Here is a 2,037-nt window from a genome sequence, read left to right as displayed (position 1 = left end):
CGCCGACAACACCTGACGATACGATCCGCCCGGCCCCCATTCGGCCGTCAGTTGATCCGCTTGTTGCTGCGCTTGCAAGCGTTGCTCAGGCGTCAGATTCGGGTTCTTTGCCGCCTGCTGAGCCGCATCAGCTTCCTTGAGGCGGTTGTCGACGAACGTCCCGACCTGATTAATAAACTGGCTCGTAATCTCAAACCCAGCCTGAATCTTGTCCTTATCAAAGATCGGCGCGAGCGCACCGCCCGTATTCGACGTATCGCGGTTGATATTCGCAACCGTTTCGGCCGCCGTCTGCCCCGTCACCTGCTGTTGCTTCGTGCCATCGGTAATCGTGATCGCACCGCCGCTCACGCCGCTCTGCGTCGTCGAACTCGCATCGCCCGACGCGCTCATCACCACCGGCGGCGCGACCGATATTCCCCCCTTGCTCGGCAGGCTCGTGCCCGGCACCGGATTCACGTTGTCCGCCGTGCCTTTCTGATCCTTGCCGATCGTCCCGCCGACCCCGCCCGACAGCCCGATCGACGAAGCGTCATACGACGCATGATTCTCGATATCGCTATGCGTCAGCGTCGCCGTCGTCAGGCTGTTCACGCCATCCTGCACCGCCTTGTCGCTGCTCGCGATCACCCCGCCTTTCAGATCGGTGTTGCCCTTGACGTTGACCTGGAATCCGCCATCGCCCGCCTTGATGCCCGATTGCTCGACAACGCTCGCGTAATCGCTGTTCATCTTCTGCTGGCCCACACTCGCCGACACGCTCGACACGCACGGCGGCGGACACACGCTCACGCCGATCCCAGCGCTCTGCTGCTTCGAATCGTAGTGGTTGAGGTCCTGTAGGCTTTCGATGTTGAGATTTCCGCCCACGTCGGCCACGACCTGTTTGCCGGATGCAACCGCGCCTTTCAGGTTCGTATCGCCGCCCGATTGGATCGTCAGCGTGTTACCGGCGCTCACGTGCGTGTTCGTCCACGTGCTCGAATCGCCGTCGGCATGGCCTCGGCTGCCGGATGCGCTCGCGGTGATCGCCACGCCCGTTTGCTGGCCGATACCGAACGACACGCCAAGCCCCGCGCTCGCCCCGCTGTTCTTGCTGTGCTGGCTGCTCGTGTTGTCCGCCGCTTGCAGATTCACATTGCCTTCGGCCGCCAGGTTCGCGTTATTGCCCGCCGAAATCGTGCTGCCGATCACGTCGATGTTGCTGTTTTTGCCCGCACCGGCTGCCGCGATCGTCACGTTATGTCCGGCCGATACCGTGCTGCCCACCGCCGTGCTCGACTGCGCCTGCATCTGGCTGTCGCTCTTGCTCGCCCCGACCGAGACATTGACGCCCACGCTCGTCGCCGCCTTCACCGGATCGCCGCCCATCTGTTTCAGCGAGTCATAGGTGTTCTTCGCCGCGAGCCCGGTCGTGACCGCTGCCAGCGCCAGCAAGCGGGGATCGCCGCCGACGCTTTGCGCCGCGTTCGCCATCTGGCGTCCAGTCTGCACCGCCGAGACGACCGGATTCGTGATGCCGACCGTCAGCCCCGACTGCCGGAACTGCTGTTGCTCCGCGAAGTTCGACGTGTCGGTCGCCGTGTCGATCTTGACCGTCTGTCCGGCGAGGTTCACGTCATTGCCCGCATGCAGCACGCTGCCCGTCACGTGCAGGTCGTTGCCCGCCGTCACGTTCAGATTGCCGTTCAGCGCGCCGATCGCGCTGCCGGTGTTCGTCACGCTGGCCGATTGCTGTTTATCCGACATCGACCGCGAGCCGACCGATACCGACAAGCCGCCATTCGACATCAGGCCGGTTTCCTTCTTGTCGTAGTAGGTCGACGATTGAACCGTGTCCTGCGATGTCTTGATGTTCACATCCCGCACGGCCGATAGCGTCACATCGTTCGTCCCGACGATATTGCTACCGGTCACGTTGATATCCTTCCCGCTGACGATATTGACTCCGTCAGCCGAAATCGTGCTGCCCTGGCTATAGGTCGCCGTCTGATCGATCCCGCTCGCGATCTTCGCGCCGCTCACGATATTGCTGTG

Annotated in this window: 1 protein-coding gene; it reads right to left on the bottom strand. The window is 62.8% G+C overall.

The window, feature by feature from the left end; all coding sequences use genetic code 11:
- The coding region (locus tag BSIN_RS00810; protein ID WP_173678596.1) for a hemagglutinin repeat-containing protein at positions 1-2,037 on the bottom strand (2,037 nt) is incomplete at both ends.

Origin of the sequence: Burkholderia singularis, assembly GCF_900176645.1 — a bacterium.
GTDB classification, from domain to species: Bacteria; Pseudomonadota; Gammaproteobacteria; order Burkholderiales; family Burkholderiaceae; genus Burkholderia; species Burkholderia singularis.
The sequence above is the reverse complement of the archived record's forward strand: the minus strand, read 5'-3'. Positions and strand labels throughout refer to the sequence as shown.